Origin of the sequence: Celeribacter marinus, from assembly GCF_001308265.1 — a bacterium.
GTDB classification, from domain to species: domain Bacteria; phylum Pseudomonadota; class Alphaproteobacteria; order Rhodobacterales; family Rhodobacteraceae; genus Celeribacter; species Celeribacter marinus.
Window position 1 is genome coordinate 1,206,980 of record NZ_CP012023.1, and the last position, 18,727, is coordinate 1,225,706.

Genomic DNA, 18,727 nt, shown 5'->3' on the forward strand with positions numbered 1-18,727 from the left:
TTATAGTGCCTTCACTTTGGTGGTGCCCGTAACTTTTGGGGCTTGGACAAGCGGGTTTCGCAAGGCCATGCCGAAATCAGCGGCTTCAATCTCGAACACATCGCCGTCTTCGGTTTTCACACCATCTGCAAAAGATAGCGTAGCGGTCCCAAAGAAATGGACGTGTAGATCACCTTGTTGGCGGAAGATGTCGTATTTGAAATGGTGGTGCTCAAGGTTGGCAAGCGTGTGGGACATGTTGTCCTCACCCGACACAAACGGCTTTTCCCAAATCAACGCACCATCGCGGTAAATCCGCGACATGCCTTGCACGTCAGCGGGCAAATCACCGATCAGCATTTCGGGACCGATGGCAGCAGGGCGCAATTTGGAGTGGGCCAGCCAGAGATAGTTACCGCGCTCGGTGATGTGATCGGAGAACTCGTTGGACAGGGCAAAACCAACTCGAAACGGCGCCCCATCGGGGCCGTTGATGTAAATGCCCGCAATCTCGGGTTCTTCGCCTGCGTCCTCAGCAAAAGACGGCGAATGCAGCGGTTTACCTGCGGCCACTGCCATCGTCCCGTTGCCTTTGTAGAACCACTCGGGTTGTGCCCCGACTTCGTTAGCTGCGGGTTTTCCCGTCTCGACACCCATTTGGAACATCTTCATCGAGTCGGTCATCACCGCCTCTTTGTCCTGTTTGGCATGCATAGAATTGCGGGTGGAGGCCGAACCCAAATGGGTCAGGCCAGTGCCCGTCAAATGGCAGTGCGCGGGATCGTCGTGGTGGATCGGCAATAACATCAGCCCGTCAGCATAAGCCGCTTCAAGATCGACAGCCTCTCCAAATCCGTGGTCACGAATGACATCGGCCAAGGGACGACCCGACGTTGCCGCCTCCATCGCCAAAGCATAGGACGATGTCGCCCCTTTGACCGCGTAGGCCTCAGACCCGGAGCGCACGACAACGGTAATTCCGCCATCTACATTTTGAATTTGCGAGAGAAGCATAACGGATCACCCCTGTTTTTGTTTATTATAGACGTCAAAGACTACAGCCATCAGCAGCACGAGACCCTTGATCATTTGTTGATAATCAATGCCGATGCCCATGATCGACATGCCGTTATTGAGCACCCCCATAAGGAACGCACCGACAACCGCACCCACAATGGTGCCAACGCCGCCAGACATGGATGCGCCACCGATAAACACCGCCGCAATCACATCAAGTTCAAGAGCAAAGCCCGCTTTTGGTGTGGCGGTATTCAAACGCGCCGCAAACACAAGACCCGCAGCAGCCGCCAAAACACCCATGTTCACAAAGGCGAGAAAGGTGAGGCGCTCGGTGTTGATGCCCGACAATTTCGCCGCTTTCTCATTGCCGCCCATCGCGTAGACACGGCGGCCAATTACGGTGTTCTCGGTGAGAAAGGCGTAGATCACGGTGAGCACGCCCATGGTGATCAACACGTTTGGCAAACCACGAAAGGTTGCCAGCTTCCACATGACAAAGATCAGCGCAAACGCGACAATCCCTGTGCGGGCGACAAAAAAGCTCTGTGGCTCATCTTCGATCCCGTAAGCTTTGTTGGTGGCGCGTTGTTTCATACCACGCCAGATGACAAAGGCGGCTGCGACAAACCCCATGACTACAGCCAAGACATTGACCTGTCGCACACCCGTCATGACGGCGAGGCTTTCACCCCATGCCGCCGGAAACACATCAGGGACAAACCCGTTTGCAATCACTGTAAATTCACGTGGGAATGGACCAACCGATTGACCGTGTAGCAACCACAACGACAGACCGCGAAATACCAACATCCCCGCGAGCGTGACAATAAAAGGCGGAATGCGCCAATAAGCGACCCAATAGCCCTGCGCCCCGCCAATGATGCCGCCTGCAACCAGACAGATAGCGATAGTGAGGAACGGGTTCATATCCCAATTGACGATCATCACGGCCGCTAATGCCCCGATAAAGCCCATAACCGATCCGACCGACAGGTCGATATGACCCCCAACAATAATCACCAACATGCCCAGAGCCATGATGATGATGTAGGAGTTTTGCAGCAGCAGGTTGGTGATGTTCACCGCCCGCAAAAGCGTACCGTTCGTGACGATTTGGAAAAACGCCATAACGCCGATCAGGGCAAATAGAAGACCGTATTCGCGCAAGTTTGCCGCGAGGTAGGCCTTCAGCCCCGTTTGATTAGTCTTGTCCATCCCTGCTCTCCTATTCGCTGACGATGAGCGACATAATGCGCTCTTGGCTCGCCTCGGCGGCGGTCAATTCACCGACCAACGCGCCCTCGTTCATGACATAAATTCGGTCGCACATGCCCAAAAGCTCGGGCATTTCCGACGAGATCATGACCACGCCTTTTCCCTGCGCAGCCAGATCGTTGATGATTGTATAGATCTCGTATTTTGCACCCACGTCGATTCCGCGTGTCGGCTCGTCGAGGATCAAAACCTCAGGCTCGGTAAACAACCACTTGGCCAGAACGACCTTTTGTTGATTCCCGCCCGACAGGTTCATCACCTTTTGAAACACCGACGGGGTGCGCGTGGCCAAGGCTTCGCGGTAGCGTTCCGCCGCTTTGGTCTCTTCGTTCTTGTTGAGAATGCCACCCTTAGAGACCTCCTCAAGGTTGGCCAATGTAGTGTTGAATCGGATCGTTTCCTCCAACACGAGACCAAGAGATTTGCGGTCCTCGGTCACGTAGGCCAGACCTGCATCAATCGCACGGTCCACCTTCGACACATCGACCTCTTTGCCATGCAGTTTGACGCTGCCCGAAATCTTTCGACCGTAGGATTTGCCAAACACCGACATGGCCAATTCTGTGCGCCCCGAGCCCATCAGGCCCGCAATGCCGACGACCTCGCCCGCACGCACATTGAACGATGCGTTTTTGACCACTTGACGATCGCCGTGCTCGGGATGCCAGACGTTCCATCCGTCCACTTCCATCAACATCTTACCCGGAGAGCGCACATGTTCGGGATAGCGGTGCGTCATATCGCGACCCACCATGTCGGCCACGATTTTGTCCTCTGACAGACCCTTTGCCGCTTGGGCAGAAACGGTTTGACCATCGCGGATCACCGTTACCGTGTCGGCAACATACCGGACTTCGTTAAGCTTGTGCGAGATGATGATACAGGTGACGCCCTGTGATTTCAGCTCCAACATCAGATCAAGCAATTTGCGGCTGTCATTTTCTTGAAGCGCCGCCGTCGGCTCATCCAAAATCAACAGCTTCACGTCTTTTGACAGGGCCTTGGCAATCTCGACCAACTGCTGTTTGCCCACGCCAATACTATCGACCTTTGTGGTCGGCGTTTCCGCCAAACCGACCTTTTTCAAAAGCTCTTCGGTGCGCGCATTGGTTTCGTGCCAATTGATCACGCCGTTCGCCGCGCGTTCATTGCCCAGAAAAATGTTCTCGGCAATCGACAGGTCAGGCACCAATGCAAGCTCTTGGTGGATGATCACAATACCGCGATTCTCACTATCGCTAAGCGTTCTAAAAGCCGCGACATCACCCTCATAGTGAATGTCGCCGTCATATGTTCCAATGGGGTAGATGCCCGAAAGCACCTTCATCAACGTCGATTTTCCGGCGCCATTTTCACCGCATATCGCGTGAATTTCGCCCTGTTCGACCTTGAGGTTCACCTGATCGAGCGCTTTCACGCCGGGGAACTCTTTGGTTATGTTTCTCATTTCCAGAAGTGTGGTCATGGCGTGCCCTTCTGCGGGGTATACGTACCCCTTTAATCAAAACCCCATCGCCACACGTGGCATTATGAGGTGCAGCCGCCCGAGCCTCTAGGGAAACTCGGGCGGCCTCGCGTAAGTTAAGATCAAGTCACTTACTTGATTTGATCCATTGTGTAGTAACCGGTGTCGATCAGACGCTCTTCCCAGTTGGACGCATCCACGGGAAGCGGCTCCAAAAGGTACGCGGGGATCACTTTGACGCCATTGTCGTAGGTCGTCGTGTCGTTGATCTCTGGCTCGGAACCGCCCAGAACAGCGTCAACCATGCCCACGGTCACTTTTGCAAGCTCGCGTGTGTCTTTGAAAATCGTGGAATACTGCTCGCCTGCGAGGATGGATTTCACGGACGGAACTTCAGCATCCTGACCGGACACGATTGGCATTTTCATATCGCCAGATCCGTATCCAACGCCTTTGAGCGAGGACAGGATACCGATGGACAGACCATCGTAGGGAGACAAAACACCGTGGACTTCTTTGTCGGTGTAATGCGCGGACAACAGGTTATCCATGCGCGCCTGTGCGACCGCACCATCCCAACGCAATGTCCCGACTTTGTCCATGCCCATTTGACCGGACTGAACCACAACGGTGCCGTCTGCAATCAGAGGATCAAACACGGACATCGCGCCATTGTAGAAGAAGTAGGCGTTGTTGTCGTCAGGTGAGCCGCCGAAAAGCTCAACGTTGTAAGGGCCATCACCAAAGCGGGCTTTGAGGCCTTCAACGATTGTTGTTGCCTGCTGAACGCCGACTTTGAAGTTGTCGAATGTGGCGTAGTAGTCAACATCGCCAGAATCGCGGATCAGGCGGTCATAGGCGATCACCTTCACGCCAGCAGCGGCAGCGTTGGCGAGCGCATTGGACAGCGTTGTGCCGTCGATCGCCGCAATCACGAGCACGTCCACACCTTTGGTGACCATGTTCTCGATCTGTGCGAGCTGGTTGGGGATGTCGTCCTCTGCGTATTGCAGATCGGCTGTGTAGCCCGCAGCTTCGAGTTCTTTAACCATGTTGTCGCCGTCAGCGATCCAACGTGCCGAAGATTTTGTTGGCATCGCGATGCCCACAGTGCCTTCTGCCCATGCAGAAATCGCAAGCGTGGAGACAGCGGCGGCAAGCGCTAGTGTTTTTGTAAGTTTCATGAATGTATCCTCCCAAGACCGGAAAAGCCGGTCGTCGTCAATAAGACCGGAATCGGTCCCGACGTACATAACGTCGGCGGTGATAAAGCCTTGGCATCTCATCCCAGTCAAATTATGTATAATTATTAAATCATACCATTTAAGATATCTTATGTTGCCTTTTTGACTGGAGCCCCGATGACCGATCTTTTGCGCAAGGGAATGAAAATCAATCATCTGCGTCTTGCAGCGGCCCTATTGACCGAAGCAAAACTCACAGACGCAGCTCATGCTTTGGGTATTGCACAACCGGCAGCATCGCGGCTTGCCTCTGAAATTGAAACCATCATTGATGCCCAATTTTATCAACGCGAGGGGCGTGGTATTGCGTTGACGCCCGAGGGGCACGCCTTAGCGATCCGCGCAGACCGTATTCTAAACGAGATTGGCGATGCAGGCCGCGAAATCGACGAGTTGCGGCGCGGGCTTACGGGCACGGTTGCGATTGGCGCCGTAACGGGGCCAGCAATTGATCTTGTTTTGCCAGTCGTGCGCCACGCGCGCATTGACATGCCTGCCGCACAGGTCGAGATCGAAGTGGCAACATCTGACCATTTGCGTGACATGGTTCTTGATCGCCGCCTCGACTTTGCACTCGCGCGGCTCCCCGAAGATTCAACCGCCACTTTGTTCGACTACACACCCATCGGCGTAGAGCCCGTAAGCCTCATCGCCCGGCAAAATCACCCTTTGATGCGCGCGCAAGCCGACACATCCCTTGAAAGCCTGTTAAACTACGATTGGGTCATGCCCGCATCTGGCGCGATCTTGCGCCAAACCGTTGAGCGGGCGCTGCGCGATTTAGGCCATGCTCCCCCGGCGCGCGTCCTCAACACGTCGTCGTTCTTGCTGACACTTGCCGCCGTGAGCCAAACCAATGCAATTGCACCAATCGCCTCAGCGGTCGCACATATTTTTGGTGCGGATGGTCAAATCCAAACGTTGAATACCACCTTGGAGTTGGCTGTGGACGAATTTGGGATTTTGACGCGCGCAGGGACACACCTCACGCCCACAGCGGAACGTCTGCGCGATCTCATTATGGATATGGGTAAGAGAAACCAAACAAATTGATCCAAACTTTACGCGATGCGAAACACCTTAGCCGCGTCCGCTTTTGATATCTCCGATTTTTCGTGGCGCGATGTGACCTTGCCACGCTCCATGAACACCAACTGATCAGCAAGATCATATGCAAACTCGAAATACTGCTCCACGAGGACAATCGCCATATCGCCACGATCGCGCAAAAGAGAAATCACTCGACCGATTTGCTGAATGATATTAGGCTGAATACCCTCTGTCGGCTCGTCGAGCAAAAGCAACTTTGGCTTGATGATGAGAGCGCGGGCAATGGCAAGTTGTTGTTGCTGACCTCCCGACAAATCTCCGCCGCGACGATGCATAAAGTCTTTGAGGATCGGGAAAAGTTCAAACACCTCATCAGGAATAAACCGCTCATCACGCGGCAAACAGGTAAAGCCCGTTTCCAAATTTTCTTTGACCGTGAGCAATGGGAAAATCATCCGCCCTTGTGGAACGACAGCCACGCCTTTTTTGGCCAAACCATCAGCACCCAACCGCCCCACGTCCTCACCATCGAGTGACATTGACCCGCCGGAGCGCGGATGCGTGCCGCAAATCGCCTTCAACAGGGACGTTTTCCCGACGCCATTCGTACCCATAATACAGGTCACTTCCCCCGCTTTGGCGGTGATGTCGACATCGTAAAGAATTTGAGAGCCGCCATAATGGAGAGACAGGTTTTGCACATCCAACATCGGTTATCTCCCCAGATAGACGTCGATGACGTCTTGGTTTTGTGTGACGTGATCAAGTGAGCCTTCGGCCAAAACAGATCCTTCGTGAAGTACGGTCACCTTGCACTCGAGGCGGCGAACAAATTCCATATCGTGTTCCACCACAACAACCGCGCGTGTTTTCGCCGCTTCCTTCAAAATATCCGTTGTCTGTTCTCGCTCGCCCAATGTCATGCCCGCGGCGGGTTCGTCGACAAGCAACAATTTTGGATCTTGTGCCAACAGCATTCCAATCTCCAACCACTGCTTTTGGCCATGAGACAACTCGCCGGACTTGCGTGGCAGGTGCTCTTGTAGTCCGATTTCAGCGGCCAATTCCTCAACCTTTGCGATATCCGCAAACTTGGGTTTGAAAAACAAAACGGCCAAGGGCGAGCGATCGTTTTTGACGGCCATCAGCAGGTTGTCGAAAACCGATTGATCCTCAAACACAGTGGGGCGTTGGAACTTTCGACCGATCCCCATGCGGGCAATTTTGGCCTCATTCATGCCGACGAGATTGCGTGACAAATCCCCCCATAAAACCGATCCCTCATCCGGTTTCGTCTTGCCCGTGACAATATCCATGAACGTAGTTTTGCCGGCACCATTCGGGCCGATGATGGCGCGCATTTCGGCGTGCCCGATAGAGAATGACAAGTTGTTGATGGCGCGAAACCCGTCGAAGGAAACACAAACGCCGGAAACTTCTAAAAGCTGGCTCATTTCTTTGCCTCCTCTTGACGCAACGCGCCCGCGTCTGGCCCAAGTGCCGCCCCGCGGCGGTTGGGTGACAAACGCCCCGATACGAGATCGATCAAACCACCAATCCCCTTAGGCGCGAACAGCGTCACCATCACAAACGACAAACCTAATAGAACCTGCCACCAATCCACCCATTTGATTGTGTAAAACCCAAGAGGGATATCTGGCGCCTGTCCACCCGTGAACCACGTCGAAACGAGCGAGACAAACGATGCGCCGATCACCGCTCCGTAAATGCGACCACGCCCGCCAATTGCCACCCAGACAGCAAGATATATTGACGCAATGGGGGCCACTTCGGCGGGATTGATGATGCCCGCTTGCGGATAGTAAAGCGCGCCACCGATTGCGGCGATGATCGCCGTGAGCACGAATACAAAGAGTTTGAACCCTTCGACAGAATAGCCAAGGAACCGAACCCTCGCCTCGTCATCGCGTATCCCGCGAATAACCGACCCAAACTTTCCCGATACGACAAATGCGGCGATGAGATAGGTCACGAGTAGGGCAAAGGCCGAGGCCCAAAAGAACCAAATCGAAATAAAGTCCTGACTGACCCCATCCGCACCAGGCAGGTTTTGCAAGCCCGACAAACCATTGTTCCCGCGCAACCCGCTATCGTTTTGAAAGAGATAGAGGGATAGCGCGAGCGTCATCGCTTGGGTCAGAATCGACAGATAGACGCCCGTGACACGCGAGCGAAACGCAAGCCACCCGAACACCAACGCAAGCACACCCGGAACGATGACGACCAGTGCAATTTGCGCCCAAAAACTGTGCGCGAACATCCAGACCAACGGGAAATCAGATGAACCGACGACCCCAAAGATTTGCGTGCCAATCGCATCCGACACCTCGGACGATGTCGGCGGCAAAGTGGCCTGTGCCATGGAGCCCGCAACAATTATTTTGGTGCGGGCATACATTAACCACATACCGATCATGTAGCCGCCAAGACCGAAAAAAGCGAAATGCCCGAGCGATAGAATGCCCGTGTAGCCCCACACCAAATCCATCGAAATCGCAACCAGCGCAAGACAAAGCGTCTTGCCCAACGTTTTCACAAACGAGGTCGAGATTGCCCCTGCCCCGTAAGCTTCAGACATCAACGTTACAGCTACCGTAAAGACGATGAGGACCGCGACAAAAACGGGTAATGACGGGTTCTTTTTCAGAAAATCCATTGGTTAATCTCCCGCCGCGCGACCTTTGAGGGCGATTATGCCCTTGGGTCTGAATTGAATGAAAATGATGATGAAAACGATCATATAGGTTTGTGCCGCCAAAGTGTTTGAGGGGTTGAGCCACTCAATGCCTTTTTGGAAGAACCCGATCATCCCAGCGCCCAAAAGCGTGCCCCAAATATTGCCCACACCGCCGACAACAACCGTCATAAAGGACTGAACGATGTAGTCTGCACCGAGTTCGGAGGTCACTTTGGCATAGAGGCCAATCGCCACGCCCGCGACCCCCGCGATGCCTGAACCAAGCCCGAAGGTGAGCATGTTCACTCTGTCGGGATTGATCCCCATAGAGGCCGCCATAGAGGGGTTTTGCGTTACGGCGCGCGTCTCCAACCCGAGGCGGGTTTTCTTCATGATAAAGAGGAATACGCCTAGAAAGATCAGCGCGAGCACGAAAATTGCAATGCGGATGTACGAAATCGCAAGCACGTCATTGAACACCAACGCACTGTCCAGCCATGCGGGAGATGTGAGCGGACGCGCTTGCGTGCCAAAGATGTTCTTTGCGATTTGTTGTAGCGCGATGGACACCCCGAATGTGGCGAGCAGCGTTTCAAGCGGGCGCGAATACAACCAACGGATAATCAAGCGCTCCATCGCGACACCCGCCGCGAATGTAACGGCAAAGGCCAGCGGGATCGCCACGATGATCGACGCGGTGTAGTTGGGAATGATCTGTTGGACGACATAGCCCGTGTACGCCCCCATCATGATGAATTCACCATGTGCCATGTTGATCACACCCATCACCCCGAACGTGATCGCCAGACCAATTGCTGCCAGAAAATAGATCGACGCCAACGATAGGCCATCCAATAAAAGATCCGCGGTTTGGTTGATGCCAACCGCTCGGTTGATGGATTTTAACGTGGCCTCTGCGGCATCTGTCACGGCCTTTGAGGGCTCGTCGTAGACCTCGACAAATCGGGCCGCTGTCGCCGCACGTTCCATTGTAAAGCTTGGATCATACGCAGGCACAGTGCCATTTGCAGCAAGTGCGCTATATGCGGCATCGCGCGCAGATTGGGTATTCAAATCGGCCACAGCGTAGCCACCAACTTTCCCGTCGACAATATTGGCCTCAAGTGCAGATTTGCGTTCATCCCGTGTCGGTTGCGCGGTCACAAGGCCAGCATCGACAAGCATGGCAAACGCATCGGAAATTGGTAGAACCTCGCTCCCCGCCTTAATCTGACCTTTGACGTTTGCTCCCTCGGGCAACGTGTCAGAGAGTGCGATCTTCGTCGATATGACGGGGTTAAGCGCCGCGCGTGCGTCTATAGACAGTGACCCGTCAAATCCATCAATAGCCGCGATGCGTGCACTGTCGTCGGTATCGAACGAGATCGTTAAAAGGCGCTCTGTCGTTTGTTTGAGCGCTTTGATCTGCACATTCGTTTCGCTCGCGATAGACGCACGCAAGGGCACAAGGTGCGCCGCTTCGCCATCGCGCTGAATGGCCAAAAGCGCCTCACGTCGACGCTCGGGGTCCGGATCATTGAGCTGGAACTGAACAAGTGCGGCACCAATCATGGCCCGAATGCCTGAATTGGGCTTAATCTGTTGTATCGCGGCTTTGTTGTAGTCACCAACGGGTGCGCCGTCCTCAAACGCAAAGAGCGTATACGTTTCTGCATCTAGGGGTTGCGCATAATAAAATGCGCCCTCGTCCTCGACAAACCAAAGGTTCTTTTCTTGCCATTGTTGCAACACCGTTTGCGCAGCTAGCAGTCCCGATGATGACACGGCATCAATAGCCGGGCCAATGGATTTGCGCGAAGATGCTACAATCGCGTCTGCGTGTTCTTGCAATACGTTTTGGATGGTTCGGTCTTGGGCGGAAGCGGTGCAGACAAACGTCATCATGCACACACATAAGGCAGTCAAAAAGCGGATCATTGCAGGGATCTTCTTGTTAGGATGCAAAAGGGGCGACACACGCGCCGCCCCTCAATTTCATTTTAAGTCAGATTAGTAGTTCGACTTGAGCTGAACGCAGGTTTCGGTTTCGGTGTTGTACATACCGCACCCGAGATCTTTCCAATCGGAGATCAAAACTGCACTTTCAGGCAAGAAGTCGGTCCATGCATCGCCTGGAACCGGATCAGTGGCAGAGATGATATCGAACTGACCATCCTCTAGGATTTCACCGATCAGAACCGGCTTGGACAGGTGATGGTTGACGCCCATCACAGCCGTACCGCCCGTGAGGTTCGGGAATTCCTGGCCGTACATCGCGGTGCGAACAGCATCAACATCGGTTGAGCCAGCAGCGGTCGCGGCGTTGACCCACATGTTAAAGCCGATGTAATGCGCCTCCATCGGATCGTTGGTCACACGCTCTGCACCCATCCGCTCTTTCCATGACGCAACCCATTCGGAGTTGAGATCGGATTCGGCGGATTGGAAGTAGTTCCATGCAGCGAGGTGACCGACGAGGTTCGACGTATCAAGGCCCGACAATTCCTCTTCGCCCACGGAGAATGCAACAACAGGGATGTCATCAGCAGACACGCCCGCAGCCGCAAGTTCTTTGTAAAAGCCGATGTTTGCATCGCCATTGATTGTAGAGATCACACCAACCTTCTTACCGTCAGCGCCAAGGGCAACCACGTCAGCCACAATTTTCGACCAATCAGAATGGCCAAACGGGGTGTAGTTCACAAAAATATCTTCTTGGGCAATACCTTTGGATTTGAGGTAGCTTTCGAGGATATTGTTTGTTGTCCGCGGGTACACATAGTCAGTGCCCAGCAATGCAAATTTCTCGACACCAAGCTCGTCAAGAAAGTAGTCCGTGGCGGGGATCGCTTGTTGGTTGGGGGCTGCACCTGTGTAAAATACGTTTTTGGAGCTCTCTTCGCCCTCGTATTGAACGGGGTAGAACAACAGGCCGTTGAGCTCTTCGATCACGGGCAATACGGATTTGCGTGACACAGATGTCCAGTTGCCAAAGATGACGTCAACATCGTGGACGGTCAAAAGCTCACGGGCTTTTTCGGCAAACAGCGGCCAGTCGGATGCGGGGTCGACAACAACCGCTTCCAAGTCACAGCCAAGAACACCGCCCTTTTCATTTTGCTGTTCAATCAGCATTTCCATCGTGTCTTTGAGAGTCGTCTCGGAAATGGCCATCGTGCCAGACAAGGAGTGCAGTACACCGACCTTGATCGGACAATCTTGGGCGACTGCGGCGGAGGCCAGTGCAGTGCTGGCGAAAAGAGCAGAGGCCAGAGTTGATTTGAGTTTGGTGTTCACGTCTAGGTTCCCTTGTTGGAACGCGACAAGTTGGAGGCGCCACCCGCATACGGGCGTCCATTCAATCATTTGAATTTGGAATATTATCGCCTACAGTCTCCTTGCAGCGCTGAGCAGTTGCATTAAGCGGTGGTGGTGACCGGCAAGTCTGACCGCCGCCGCTTTTTCTCACGGCCTCAGGGACAACTCTGTGTGTCCGTCATGAAGGCCGTGCAGCCACTGTGCCTCTTGACGCAGCGAAAGGAATATTGCGGCGCGCCAAAGGTATGGCTGCGCTACAACAAACCGCCCGACCTGCACAAAAAACATGCGAAAGACGCGCAACTGTGCGAAATAATAGCACAATCGAAAGCCACCGACCACGCGACCGCTTAGAGATTGTGCACTTGGGCTGGATACGAATCCATTTTAAGACCTAATTAAATTAGTCCTGCGCCCGCAAAACACGCGCGGGACGCACGCGCATGGCCCGCCACGAGAACCAAAGCGATGTGACCAAAGTTAGGGCAATACCGCCGATAACAATCAGCACCGCAGATCCCCACGCAAAATGAAACTCCGCGCTCATCACAAAGCGGATGACCGCCCACGCCGCCAATCCACCAGCAGCAAGAGCAACAATAGCGGCCGCAAACCCCATAAGTGCGGAGCGAAGCGCGAAACTCAATAAAATCGTCAATCGAGATGCACCAAGCGTTTTCAAAATCGCCGCCTCATAGCGTCGTTTGCTCTCCCCCGCAGCCGCAGCACCAACGAGGACAACTGCACCCGTTATAAGTGTCGCCAACGCACCAAGCGTGGTGGCCGCAGCAATGCCTTCGAGCACCGAGACAACACGCCCAATCGCATCTCGAACACGGATCGTTGTGATATTTGGATACGCCTTTGCAAGATCGCGAATAAGGGGGGCCTCGGCCTCTGGCGCCGCATATATCGTCGCGATGTGGCTATGAGGTGCGCCGCGCAGTGCGGTATCGTTCATTGAGAGCACAAACCCCATGCCCGCGCCCGAAAAATCCACCTCACGAAAGGACGTAATCTCGCCCGTAATGTCGCGCCCCAAAACGTTGACAGTCATTGTATCGCCGAGTTTGAGACCCATCTCTTCGGCTTCTTCAGCGGCAAAACTGATCTGTGGCGGCCCTGTATAGTCCTCGGGCCACCAGGCGCCTTCGGTAATTTCGGCATTCTCGGGTTTTGCCGCCGAATAGGTAATTCCGCGATCGCCGCGAATGACCCAATGCGGGCCCGCGTAGGTTTCCGCGTCCACACCATTGATCTGGGTAATGATCCCACGCAACATCGGCGCGCTTTCATAGTTCGTCACACCTGCGTCTTGCGACAGACGGGTGAGAACGCCCTCGATTTGGTCAGGTTGGATATCGACCACGAAATATGATGGTGCGACCTCAGGCAGATCTTGCGCAATGGCATTTCGCAGGTTGGTATCGATCTGACCAACAGCAGACAAAACGGTAAGGCCAAGTCCAAGAGAGAGCACAACAGACGTTGTCTCCCCGCCCGGACCACCAACCGAAGAGAGCGCAAGTCGAAGTCCCGTGCGCCCCTTGGAAAGGCGTGCTTTGGCCGCGCGTCGCGCCATCCACGCAACAGCGCGCGCCGAAAGCACCAACAACACGAACGATCCGACCACGCCGACAAACGACCATATGACCAACCGCGCGCTATCCGTAAACAAGATCGCAGACCCAAGCAGTGCGGCGATCATAATGAACATCGCAATGAGGTAGCGGAAGCGTGGAAGCCCGCGCAGTCCGAACTGTGCATCGCGGTATAGTGCGGCGGGGCGTATTTGTTCGACCCGCGACAACGGCCACAACACAAAAATCGCGGCGGACAAAATTCCGTATACACTTGCCTCAATCAGTGACCCGACATGCACACCCACGACAACAGGCACTGGGAGTTGCGCCTCAATGATCGGCGCGGCCAACAGGGGCGCAAGCGCTCCCAGCACCAATCCAATCGAAATAGAAATGAGCGTTAGCACACCCACCTGAAAGGCATAGACCATCAAGATCGTCGAACGTTCTGCACCCAATGTTTTGAGTGTCGCAATCACAGACGTTTTGCGGTCCAGATAGGCACGCACCGCCGCCGACACGCCCACACCACCAACGGCAAGCCCCGCAAGGCCGACAAGAACGAGGAACGACGATAGCCGTTCCACAAAACGCGCCACACCCGGCGCGCCATTGCGGGCATCGCGCCACCGGAACCCGCCATCAGCGACCTCCCGTTTGGCGCGTGCTTCAAACGCGTCAAGGTCAGTCTCAATTGGCAAGGTCAGTCGATACGCCGTTTCAAACAGCGTCCCCGCTGAGAGCAATGACGTGTCGCGCAACGCCTCAAGCGCCACGATAGAACGCGGACCAAGCGAAAAACCCGCCGATGCATTGTCAGGCTCACGCGTCAATTGCGCCATTGCCACGAAACGTTCGCCTCCGATTGCAATCTCATCGCCGACAGACAGGCCCAAGCGTTCAAACAGCATGGGGTCTAGGATCGCCCCAGACAGACCACCCTGCCCCGCAAGGGCTGCCTCGATTGTTATCTGAGGTGAAAGAGTCACCGCACCAATCAACGGATAGGCACCGTCTACGGCCTTCACCTGTGTGAGCGCACGCTCTTCGCCGATCGTAATCATGGACCGGAAATCCGCAATTTCGGAGACCGCCAAAGCGTTCTCATCCATCCATGCGCGTTCATCATCCGTGGCAAACCGATAGGTGAATTCCATCTCGCCCTGACCGCCAAGTAAGGCAGCACCTTCGCGGTCCAAGCCCTGCGCAATACTTTCGCGCACAGAAGTCACGCCCGCAATCGCGGCCACGCCAAGAGCAAGGCAGGCAATCAAAACCCAAAAACCCCTGATCCCCGCGCGTAATTCGCGCCGCGCAATTGTCCAAGCCAGTTTGACGTTCACGAGGTGGCCTCCGTCGCGTCCAAACGCCCGTCTCTTAACTGAATAACGCGGTCACATCGTGCCGCCAAATCGGGTGCATGAGTAACCATGACAAGCGTCGATCCGTGACGATCACGCAATCCAAACAAAAGATTGATGATTGCCTCACCCGTCGTGCCGTCTAAATTTCCCGTAGGCTCATCCGCCAATAGGATCGCGGGGCGCGGGGCCGCAGCTCGGGCTAAGGCAACACGTTGTTGTTCCCCCCCCGACATTTGCGATGGATAGTGATCCATCCGCGCCCCTAGGCCCACCGCCTCTAATTCCGCCCGCGCGCGGTCAAACGCATCGACAACACCGGCAAGTTCGAGCGGCGTTGCAACGTTCTCCAGTGCGGTCATTGTCGGAATGAGGTGGAAGGATTGGAACACAACCCCCATATGATCTCTGCGGAACCGCGCCAATTGATCCTCGTCCATCGACGTGAGATCGTGACCAAGCACAGATACGGTGCCGCCGGTGGCCTGTTCCAAGCCGCCGAGCAACATAAGGAGCGACGATTTGCCCGACCCAGACGGTCCAACCAACCCAACGGTTTCCCCTTGCGCCACGTCGAGTGAAATGTCGTGCAATATCTCCACACGACCCGCATTACCGTCGAGGGTCAGGCTTGCACCTGAAAGAGAAATAATGGCATCGCTCATAAACAGAATCCTTTTGATCTTTCACTTTGGATATGGGGTCTTGCGCAGCATCGGCAAGCGATCATCGAGTGTTTTCCTTTCGATAGCCCTAATCGCCGCAGCCCCGCTGAGCGCCCAAGACCAAACCGTGCGTATCGCGGCGTTGGGCGACAGTCTCACCCAGGGGTACGGCCTATTGGTGCATGAGGGGTTCACCGCACAACTCCAAGACTGGCTAGATGCGCATGCGGTGGCAGCCACCATTGTCAACGCGGGCGTCTCTGGTGATACGACATCTGGCGGCTTGTCGCGCGTCGACTGGACACTAACGGACGATATCGACGCTATGATTGTCGCCCTTGGTGGCAATGATGTCTTGCGCGGTAGTCCTCCCGAATTAGCGCGTTCAAACCTTGATGCCATACTAGCGGCAGGGGCGGCAAAGGGCATCCCGATGATGATCATCGGGATCGCGGTTCCAAGCAACTACGGCCAAGACTATCAAACGCAATTTTCAGAAATCTACCCTGATTTGGCAAAGAAATATGACGCGCTCTATGTCGAGAACTTTCTGGGGGCGCTCACAGATTTGGGCGAGATGAGTGAAACAATTAAAACCCATGTCCAACCCGATGGCGTGCACCCAAACGCGCGAGGCGTGTCGGTTATTGTTGACGCAATTGGACCCACTGTCGCTGATTTGGCCGCGCGCGCGACACCCTAGTATTTGCGGTCCTAATCTTCGCGTGGATGATCATCGTAATCTGTCGTCAAGATGCGACTTGCGTCCCCTTGCGGGTCGTCGAATTGATGGGAGCGGATCGACCAAAAAAACGCCACAAGCCCGACCCCCCCAAGAAAAATGGATACGGGAATGAGGTATACGAGAACATTCATATCAAGAGGCCTTTTTACGCGCCCGCAGGCGCAGTGCATTTAGCGATACCGTAATAGATGAGAACGACATAGCCAACGCGGCCGCAAGCGGCGTTGCGAACCCCGCAAGCGCGAGGGGCACGGCAATCATGTTATATCCTGCGGCAATCGCAAAATTCTCTTTGATCCGGCGTGTCGCGGATTTGGCAACCTGTGCGGCCTCGCCGAGCGGGGCCAAAGATTTCCCAAGCAAAACAATGTCGGACACGACACGAGTCGCCTCAAGTGCCGATGCGGGAGAGATTGACATATGCGCCCCTGCGAGGGCCGCCGTATCATTTAAACCGTCCCCCACCATCAAAACCTTGCGCCCCATACGGGTCAATTCCCCGACACGCTGTGCTTTGCCTTCGGGGAGGCAATCCGCCTCCCAAGCGTCGATGCCAATGCGCTCCGCGATCTCGGCCACAGCCGCAGGTGCATCACCCGACAACAAAATAACCTCTTTACCTTGTGCTTTGAACGCTTCGACGGCTTGTGCTGCGCCATCGCGCAGATGATCAATGAACGCAAATGCAACCGCTGGCGCATCGCCCACCTGCAAATAAGTGGCGGTTTGAGCCAACGGCGCGGCCCCGACCCATCCTGCGCGACCAAGGCGCACAGGTGTTCCATCCAATAGGGCCTCAACACCGTGCCCCGGACGTTCAGTGATCGCGGTCAGCTTGGCTGGGATCACATCCGCCGTCCGACAGGCCTCGAAAATGGCGGACGACAATGGATGTGCAGAACCAGACGCCAGTGCCATTGCGATTCCGCGCACGCGCGGTTCAATTTCTCTGAGGTTTGCCAACTCAGGACGTCCCTCAGTCAAGGTTCCGGTTTTATCAAAAACCACCGTGTCGACCTCTGCGAGACGTTCAAGCGCGGTTGCGGATTTGATCAGCATTCCCGCGCGAAACAGCCGGCCAGAGGCGGCGGTCGTCACGGCAGGAACAGCCAAACCTAGCGCACATGGACAAGTGATAATCAAAACCGCCACAGCAATATTGAGTGCCAAACGCACATCACCGGTCGCCCACGTCCATCCCGCAAATGCGACAAACGCCAGAATGTGAACGGCGGGCGCATATACCTGAGCCGCACGATCCGCCAACGACGTGTACCTGTTGCGCGAGGTTTCAGCCATCGCAACCAGATCAGCCATTCGGTGCAGCGAGCTATCTTCTCCAGCGGCCGTGACGCACACGGTGAGCACGCCCGTGAGGTTCACTTCGCCAGCGCTCACAACAGTCTGGGGGCCAACGGCAACGGGCAAACTTTCGCCTGTCAAAAGCGAGCGATCCAATTCAGATGCTCCCTCAGTCACAATCCCGTCCACGGGGACGCGTGCGCCTGGAACCACGCGCACCAAATCACCTTTTTCAATGTCGCAAATCGGTCTCACGGTGCCATCGATCAAGGTGGCGCGGGGCACTTCAAGGGCGGCAAGCTCTTCGGCGGCAGAGCGCGCCACAGAGCGCGTTCGGTAATCAAGGTAGCGCCCCGCAAGTAGGAAAAAGGTGAGCGACAATGCGGCATCAAAATAGGCGTGCCGCCCTGATTGGGCCGTCTCGTAAATGGACATGCCCACGGCCAGAATAATCGCCAGCGAAATAGGGACATCCATATTAAGTCTGCGCACGCGCAGCGCTGACCATGCCGATTTGAAAAACGGCTGTGCGGCATAGGCAATTGCGGGCAACGCAATAGTCGCCGAAATCCAATGGAACATATCACGCGTGGCATCAGTCGCCCCAGACCACACCGCAACCGACAAGAGCATAACATTCATCATGGCAAAGCCCGACACCGCGATACGGGTCAAGATTGCACGTCCATGTTTGTCGCTCTGGGTCGCCGAAATCGCGCCGGCATCCAGCTCATATGCTTCGTAGCCGATCCCCTCAAGAACCTTGATCATGTCCTCAGGGGTCACGGTTTCATCAGCATTGATCAACGCGCGCTTTAGCGTGAGGTTCACGCGCGCATCATGCACACTATCAAGTTTGTTGAGCGCCCGCTCGACCGCGGAAATGCATGCGGCGCAATGTGCGGTTGGCAAGGATAAAACAATGCGGGCCTCTTTGACATCATGCGCTCCTGCAGCGCTTTGAGCGGCAGGAGCGGCGAGACATGCCGGACAAGCTGAAATTTGAACTTCGGACATCGCGC

At 55.1% G+C, this 18,727-nt stretch carries 15 protein-coding genes; 2 read left to right on the top strand and 13 right to left on the bottom strand.

Features of this window, described 5'->3' with window-relative positions; genetic code table 11:
- The 4 genes from araD1 to chvE all read right to left on the bottom strand — a co-directional run bounded on the left by araD1 (position 1) and on the right by chvE (position 4,923).
- A complete protein-coding gene (araD1, locus tag IMCC12053_RS05895) occupies positions 1-993 on the bottom strand; it encodes an AraD1 family protein (RefSeq protein WP_062216668.1) in 993 nt (330 codons plus the stop codon).
- A 6-nt stretch (positions 994-999) separates the two neighbouring features.
- A complete protein-coding gene (gene mmsB, locus IMCC12053_RS05900) occupies positions 1,000-2,214 on the bottom strand; it encodes a multiple monosaccharide ABC transporter permease (protein ID WP_062216671.1) in 1,215 nt (404 codons plus the stop codon).
- A gap of 10 nt (positions 2,215-2,224) precedes the next feature.
- Positions 2,225-3,739 carry a multiple monosaccharide ABC transporter ATP-binding protein gene (gene mmsA / locus IMCC12053_RS05905; RefSeq protein WP_062216674.1) on the bottom strand — a complete coding sequence of 505 codons (1,515 nt, stop codon included), beginning with the start codon at positions 3,737-3,739 and terminating at the stop codon, positions 2,225-2,227.
- Between the two features lie 131 nt (positions 3,740-3,870).
- A complete protein-coding gene (gene chvE, locus IMCC12053_RS05910) occupies positions 3,871-4,923 on the bottom strand; it encodes a multiple monosaccharide ABC transporter substrate-binding protein (RefSeq protein ID WP_062220960.1) in 1,053 nt (350 codons plus the stop codon).
- Positions 4,924-5,100: 177 nt separating this feature from the next.
- Here chvE and IMCC12053_RS05915 point away from each other — a divergent pair, with 177 nt between their 5' ends.
- The gene (locus IMCC12053_RS05915; protein WP_062216677.1) at positions 5,101-6,036 is read left to right on the top strand and encodes a LysR family transcriptional regulator; all 936 of its coding nucleotides are present in this window, start codon (positions 5,101-5,103) and stop codon (positions 6,034-6,036) included.
- Positions 6,037-6,044: 8 nt separating this feature from the next.
- On the opposite strand, the gene urtE is transcribed toward IMCC12053_RS05915, so the two are convergent.
- From urtE to IMCC12053_RS05955, 7 genes are all read right to left on the bottom strand, one after another.
- Positions 6,045-6,743: an urea ABC transporter ATP-binding subunit UrtE gene (gene urtE, locus IMCC12053_RS05920; protein ID WP_062216680.1), complete on the bottom strand. Its 699-nt coding sequence runs from the start codon at positions 6,741-6,743 to the stop codon at positions 6,045-6,047.
- A gap of 3 nt (positions 6,744-6,746) precedes the next feature.
- Positions 6,747-7,487 (bottom strand): urea ABC transporter ATP-binding protein UrtD, encoded by a 741-nt coding sequence (gene urtD / locus IMCC12053_RS05925; RefSeq protein ID WP_062216683.1) that lies wholly within the window; start codon positions 7,485-7,487, stop codon positions 6,747-6,749.
- The gene (urtC, locus tag IMCC12053_RS05930; RefSeq protein ID WP_062216686.1) at positions 7,484-8,710 is read right to left on the bottom strand and encodes an urea ABC transporter permease subunit UrtC; all 1,227 of its coding nucleotides are present in this window, start codon (positions 8,708-8,710) and stop codon (positions 7,484-7,486) included. The genes urtD and urtC overlap by 4 nt, the downstream gene beginning before the upstream one ends.
- Before the next feature lie 3 nt (positions 8,711-8,713).
- Positions 8,714-10,636: an urea ABC transporter permease subunit UrtB gene (gene urtB / locus IMCC12053_RS05935; protein ID WP_236852550.1), complete on the bottom strand. Its 1,923-nt coding sequence runs from the start codon at positions 10,634-10,636 to the stop codon at positions 8,714-8,716.
- Positions 10,637-10,741: 105 nt separating this feature from the next.
- Positions 10,742-12,028, bottom strand: coding sequence for an urea ABC transporter substrate-binding protein (gene urtA, locus IMCC12053_RS05940; protein WP_062220967.1), 1,287 nt, complete (start codon positions 12,026-12,028; stop codon positions 10,742-10,744).
- 424 nt (positions 12,029-12,452) lie between these two features.
- On the bottom strand, positions 12,453-14,975 hold the full coding sequence (locus IMCC12053_RS05950; protein WP_062216692.1) for an ABC transporter permease: 2,523 nt from the start codon (positions 14,973-14,975) through the stop codon (positions 12,453-12,455).
- Positions 14,972-15,658, bottom strand: a complete 687-nt coding sequence (locus tag IMCC12053_RS05955; protein WP_062216693.1) for an ABC transporter ATP-binding protein — start codon at positions 15,656-15,658, stop codon at positions 14,972-14,974. Before IMCC12053_RS05955 ends, IMCC12053_RS05950 begins: the two co-directional genes overlap by 4 nt.
- On the opposite strand from IMCC12053_RS05955, the gene IMCC12053_RS05960 reads away from it, so the two are divergent.
- Positions 15,645-16,361 (top strand): arylesterase, encoded by a 717-nt coding sequence (locus tag IMCC12053_RS05960; protein WP_082389049.1) that lies wholly within the window; start codon positions 15,645-15,647, stop codon positions 16,359-16,361. The genes IMCC12053_RS05955 and IMCC12053_RS05960 overlap by 14 nt on opposite strands.
- Before the next feature lie 11 nt (positions 16,362-16,372).
- On the opposite strand, the gene ccoS is transcribed toward IMCC12053_RS05960, so the two are convergent.
- Together ccoS and IMCC12053_RS05970 are read right to left on the bottom strand one after the other, a co-directional pair.
- On the bottom strand, positions 16,373-16,534 hold the full coding sequence (gene ccoS / locus IMCC12053_RS05965; protein ID WP_062216695.1) for a cbb3-type cytochrome oxidase assembly protein CcoS: 162 nt from the start codon (positions 16,532-16,534) through the stop codon (positions 16,373-16,375).
- A gap of 1 nt (position 16,535) precedes the next feature.
- Positions 16,536-18,722, bottom strand: a complete 2,187-nt coding sequence (locus tag IMCC12053_RS05970) for a heavy metal translocating P-type ATPase (RefSeq protein ID WP_062216697.1) — start codon at positions 18,720-18,722, stop codon at positions 16,536-16,538.
- Positions 18,723-18,727 lie beyond the last annotated feature (5 nt).

What these genes read in the sequence shown, in the direction of transcription:
- IMCC12053_RS05955 (WP_062216693.1), bottom strand. Translation starts at nt 15,658, where the DNA reads ATGAGCGATGCCATTATTTCTCTTTCAGGTGCAAGCCTGACCCTCGAC.
- mmsB (WP_062216671.1), bottom strand. Translation starts at nt 2,214, where the DNA reads ATGGACAAGACTAATCAAACGGGGCTGAAGGCCTACCTCGCGGCAAAC.
- ccoS (WP_062216695.1), bottom strand. Translation starts at nt 16,534, where the DNA reads ATGAATGTTCTCGTATACCTCATTCCCGTATCCATTTTTCTTGGGGGG.
- IMCC12053_RS05915 (WP_062216677.1), top strand. Translation starts at nt 5,101, where the DNA reads ATGACCGATCTTTTGCGCAAGGGAATGAAAATCAATCATCTGCGTCTT.
- urtD (WP_062216683.1), bottom strand. Translation starts at nt 7,487, where the DNA reads ATGAGCCAGCTTTTAGAAGTTTCCGGCGTTTGTGTTTCCTTCGACGGG.
- IMCC12053_RS05960 (WP_082389049.1), top strand. Translation starts at nt 15,645, where the DNA reads ATGGCATCGCTCATAAACAGAATCCTTTTGATCTTTCACTTTGGATAT.
- chvE (WP_062220960.1), bottom strand. Translation starts at nt 4,923, where the DNA reads ATGAAACTTACAAAAACACTAGCGCTTGCCGCCGCTGTCTCCACGCTT.
- mmsA (WP_062216674.1), bottom strand. Translation starts at nt 3,739, where the DNA reads ATGACCACACTTCTGGAAATGAGAAACATAACCAAAGAGTTCCCCGGC.
- IMCC12053_RS05970 (WP_062216697.1), bottom strand. Translation starts at nt 18,722, where the DNA reads ATGTCCGAAGTTCAAATTTCAGCTTGTCCGGCATGTCTCGCCGCTCCT.
- urtC (WP_062216686.1), bottom strand. Translation starts at nt 8,710, where the DNA reads ATGGATTTTCTGAAAAAGAACCCGTCATTACCCGTTTTTGTCGCGGTC.
- araD1 (WP_062216668.1), bottom strand. Translation starts at nt 993, where the DNA reads ATGCTTCTCTCGCAAATTCAAAATGTAGATGGCGGAATTACCGTTGTC.
- urtB (WP_236852550.1), bottom strand. Translation starts at nt 10,636, where the DNA reads ATGATGACGTTTGTCTGCACCGCTTCCGCCCAAGACCGAACCATCCAA.
- urtE (WP_062216680.1), bottom strand. Translation starts at nt 6,743, where the DNA reads ATGTTGGATGTGCAAAACCTGTCTCTCCATTATGGCGGCTCTCAAATT.